This window comes from Rhizobium sp. RHZ02 (genome assembly GCF_014851575.1).
Taxonomy (GTDB): Bacteria; Pseudomonadota; Alphaproteobacteria; order Rhizobiales; family Rhizobiaceae; genus Rhizobium; species Rhizobium altiplani.
Map to the genome: position 1 here is coordinate 1 of NZ_JACUZX010000059.1, position 4,497 is coordinate 4,497.

Here is a 4,497-nt window from a genome sequence, read left to right on the forward strand (position 1 = left end):
CGCTGTGCTGCAACCGCTCGCTGCTCTTGAGGTGAGAGAAGCCCACCGGAGAGTCCAGGCTGTGCGTCGAAGGCGGGGGGCTGGACGGCAGCCGTCTTGATCGAGGCGGGCTCTGCATAGGCGCTCGCTAATGGTACGTCGGGCTGAGCCATCGCGGCATAGGCAGGATTGTCGAGCGACGGGAGAATGCCTGCGTCAAGCTGCTGGTCGAGGAGACCACGGCGGAGGGCGTTCTTGCCTGCTGCGCCGGGGGCTGCTGCAAAGCGGGCCTCGTCGAAGGGTGTCGTCGCAAACCTGTTGTAGCTCAGTTCTGGGAGGGTCTGCATGGTGGGCTGCTGGACACGCATGTCTACGTCCTTCAATGGAGCGCGTTGGACGGAAGTGAGGGGGGAGCTGTAAGCAGCATATTCGGCAGGGCTTACGGGCTCGGGGGCGCTAAGAATGCCTCTGAGGTCAGGTGCAGGCGTCGGCGTCGGGATATCTCTCGGAGGAGTGGCGTCAAACCCGACTTCCATGCCATAGCGGCGATCGATGGAGCGGATCTTGGATCCGTAGTTGCGGTCTGTCGCATAGCCACCGGGGCGACCGTAGTTCAGGCCCTCTACGGCATCATCGAGCGTGGGAGCCGTGAGAGCGCCGCCCCACTTGCGCCCGAGGGTTGATTGCCAGTCCCTGAAGCTATCGGCGGGGTCTTCGTATGACCGGAATGCCGCCTGTTCCCTCACCGGCCCATTGCCGTAGTCTTCCCACGTGTTGGCCGTGACAGATGGGCCATTCCACGAGCTGCCGGCCTTGATGCCGAAATAGTTGTTGCCAACGGAGTTCTGGCCGAAGTTCGTCTCAAGAGCGGCTTGGGATGCAGCAAGGCGAGCCTGTGCATCGGGGAGCCCCGCCGCCCTGGCTTGACCATAGGCGCGGCTATAGAACTCACGCTGGCGAGATGCCATGTGAACCTCACTTGGATGTTGGGAAAAATTCAGCTATTTTGCGCGTGGGCGGCACACCCAAACGAGGATTTCAACTTGAACGAGACGCCTAAGCCCGACGCGATCGCTGTAATCAGCTACTTCATCGCCGCAGCAGTGCTTATCCCTATCGGATGGTGGATGAAGGCCCATTGGGTTCCGGAGCTAGCCGCCTGGAGCCGTGGCTGGTTTCACTGAGCCCCAATTGCTAGACCGCGCACCGGAGCGCCAAGCTTGTTGCTCAAGCTATCGAGTGCACGCATATACGCTGGGCTCTTCGACGCCTGCTGAACAGCTAGGCGGAGGTTTGCGGGATTGTTGCTGGTGAGGAGCTTGGCGACGTTCTCCATAACCTTCGCGTCGGCCCGTTCTCCGAGATAGCGAGCGCCCTTAAGTGCCAGAGCACCAGAGAGGGCGCCTTTCCAGTCGCCACCCGTGAGCGCATAACCGCCACCAGCACCGATTCCAAGCTCGACAAGCTGGCGTGCTGTCGTGGAGTTACCCATGGCGCCACGAAGGCGGTCTGCGAGGTCTTCAACCCTCACATATGCCTCAATCTCCCGCGCCCGCTGCGGACCAAGAGCGAGTTCGATGGATTCGCGAGAAGATTGGTTCTTGAACACGGAGTTGATGACGTTCGTTCGGTCCCCAACCGACTTGATGCGGTCGATAAGCTCGGACGCGTATCCAGTTGCAAATGCTTCTCGTTCCGGAGCAGTGAACTTGGAAAATGCCTTCTTGGCTTCAGGAATGCCGCGTGGCGTTGTGGCGAACTTCCTACCAGCTTCCAATGCGTCTTCTGCCCCAAAGAATGCCGAAGCCCCGGCGCGAGCCGTCTGATATGCCGGAACAACGTTATCGAGATCGGAGACTAGGGCATTTTTCAGGCCCGTCAGATCGGAGGTCAGCGTGTTGTTGCCGGCTCGCTTCGCAACGCTGATCTGCTCATCCAGGTTGATCTTGACCTGGTTCCAGAATTCCAGATTAGGAGAGACGGTAGTCCCGTTGGCCGAGCGCCTGAGCGCATAGGCCCCTTGGCTATTCTTCACAAACGGGTTCCCGATCTCCTTGAACCCCTGAACGGCGCCACGGTCAGCACTCCTAGCTGGGACAGAGTCGATTGCCTGTCGGAAAGAGGGGGACTGCATCAGTTGCTGGATGCGCGGCGTAAACACCTGCTGCGCCGCAGGATCACTGAAGGCAGCCTTATAGGCTGGCCGGTTCACTGCTTGAGCCGTCCGCTTCAACTGCTCCTGTAACGCCAGGTCGTCAACGTTCCCGTTCGTGACCTTCTTGAGGAAATCAACGGCACGCTGCCCCTGCCCACCAAAGCGGTCACTGGCTACCTTCTCGATGCCTGCACGAGCCTCTGGAGACTGGTTTGCCGCCGATCGAGCAAGAGCGCGCGTAACTTCTCCGCCCCTATCAGCATTGACCAGAGGAATATTAGCCGCGCGAGCCGTTGCTTCATCTGCCGCCGTCAGTACTCCAGCAGGATTTGCGGCCGCATCTCGCGACACGGCAACGCCAACCCTACGGAGAGATTCCCTTTCCGGATTGGTGATAGCGGAAATCATCGGAGCCGCGCGTCCCGCAACCCCTCGGATGCCTGCCTCGATGCCAGCCCCGACGACTGGGATAGCGGTCCCGATGCCGCCACCGATCAAGCCGCTCCATCCGGCGTCATGAAGATCACCGCCGCGAGCTGCAGTATCGGCCGCAGAAATAGCACCACTCGATAGTCCAGATGCGACCAGCCTACCGCCGAGTGAAGGGCCGGTGATACCAAGAGCGCGAGCGCCGAGACCGGTAGCACCGAGCGGGATCATGCTGCCGACTGCACCAGCCACCTGCCCAGTCGTGTTGATGCCAGGATGAGCCCGTTGCGCCTCGTCGGTGAGTGCCTGAGCCTGTTTCAGGTTCGTGTCGTAGTTCTCGCCGTCGATCAGCGATGATATGCCGGCAGAAAGCTTCTGCAGCCCGCTTTTGGCGTATGGACCGATGACAGGAACGCCTTCAAGCGCGCCCATCATGCCAGTGCCAACCGCGCCGTTGGCGCCTTCGGCATCCATTGCGGCCAAGCCTTCCTCATAGGTCAGGTGACGGCCGCTCGGCGTCGGCTTCTGCTGCTCTGACTGTTCAGCAGAAACGCCGATCTGTCCGGCAATTTCTTCGACAGCCTTTGCCTGTTCTTCGGGCGAAAGCTGGAGAAACGAGTCGTCCACCTTCACGCGCTTACCCTGGATGTTCAATGTTGCCATTTATGGCTCCACGGAGAACTGAATGCCGGAAGATGTACGGCCAGTGCGAGAGGCCGCAGCGGGCGCAGCAGAAGGTTGGCCACCAGTGAAGTTCCCCTGCGACTGCTGTTGGAGCTTCGCAACACCGGCCTTAACCGCATCATTGAAGTCGTCTAGCGCTGCGTTGAAGTCCTCGAGTTTCTGCGCCGTGTTCATGCGGTTGAATGCATTGTCGGCTTTTTGGCCTTCGAAATCTGTGATTGCACCGCCGCCCTTGAGCATCTGCCTGGCCTGAAGGAACGATCCGCCTTTAAGCTGGTTGATCTTCGATCGGACGCGCTGCGATTCAGGCGACCGGTCGGGGAGATCGTCTCTCTGTATCATCCCGCCCGTATATGGGACTGACCCAACCATGCTAGGCAGATACGGATCTGTTTTGAGATCATTGATCTGCTGGTCGATCTGGGTCGCAAGCTGCGTTGCGCCCGGAAGAGACACCGTTGCTGCTCCTTGCCCCTCACCAACGGCCTTCTGGTTGGCGGCGCCTGCGACATCCTTCGGCGTATTCGTGACTTCTGCTCCGGTTCGACTGTTGCGCCCGATGATTGCCGTGCCAGTGTCGATGTTCTGGATAACTGGCGTGGGGGTGAAGTTGCCGGTATCGAGAGGCTTGAATTTGCCAGTCTTAGAGACCTGCCCGAGCACGGTCTTGCCGCTGCCATCTTGTCCCCATACCGGCGTCAGTCCCCATTCCTCGTCGCTCGCAGCTATCGAAGCAGGGGGGGATATCCACTGTCCGTTCTGGAAATCATACAGGTTCTTGCCAACGGCCATGAGGCTATTGCGGGGCTGCTGTGCCTCCAGTTTCTGCCGATAGTATTCCTTGTACGCGTCAGCAGGCCCAAGGGCGCCAGCCTCAACGGCCTGCGCAAGATCGGGGTTGTTCTGCTTCAGGAACTGCAGGGTGCGGTTATAGGTTCGCCCGTCCTGCCTCGCATTATAGAGATTGGATGCAGCCTGCCCAACCTGATCCTGTGCAGTCTTGCCGCTGAGGAGACCGAGACCAACGCTGAGGAGCGTGTTGGAGTTATTGAACGGCTGGTCGTTGTTAGCGAACCAGGAAGGAAGCACTTGATTGCCGAGAGTGGGGAAAATCGCCATTGTCTACCCTCAGAAGAAAGAGCCGAGGAGGCCGGCGCCAGTTGTGCCGTACCCCAAAGCGGTAAGAAGCGGATTTTGACCTGGCTGGCTCTGTGTACTGGTACCGCCAAGCTGACCGGCGCCAGACGCGA

General features: G+C 59.8%; 4 protein-coding genes. 1 reads left to right on the top strand and 3 read right to left on the bottom strand.

Translation table 11 applies throughout. The features are described 5' to 3' along the window. A partial coding sequence (locus tag IB244_RS31325; protein WP_192306927.1) for a glycoside hydrolase family 73 protein occupies positions 1-947 on the bottom strand: 947 nt, incomplete at its 3' end. A 75-nt stretch (positions 948-1,022) separates the two neighbouring features. Here IB244_RS31325 and IB244_RS31330 point away from each other — a divergent pair. Continuing rightward, positions 1,023-1,163: a hypothetical protein gene (locus tag IB244_RS31330; protein ID WP_192306929.1), complete on the top strand. Its 141-nt coding sequence runs from the start codon at positions 1,023-1,025 to the stop codon at positions 1,161-1,163. Here IB244_RS31330 and IB244_RS31335 read toward each other — a convergent pair. Further along, positions 1,157-3,226, bottom strand: a complete 2,070-nt coding sequence (locus IB244_RS31335) for a hypothetical protein (protein ID WP_192306931.1) — start codon at positions 3,224-3,226, stop codon at positions 1,157-1,159. The genes IB244_RS31330 and IB244_RS31335 overlap by 7 nt on opposite strands. Further along, positions 3,227-4,366, bottom strand: a complete 1,140-nt coding sequence (locus IB244_RS31340; RefSeq protein WP_192306933.1) for a hypothetical protein — start codon at positions 4,364-4,366, stop codon at positions 3,227-3,229. Between the last annotated feature and the right edge of the window lie 131 nt (positions 4,367-4,497).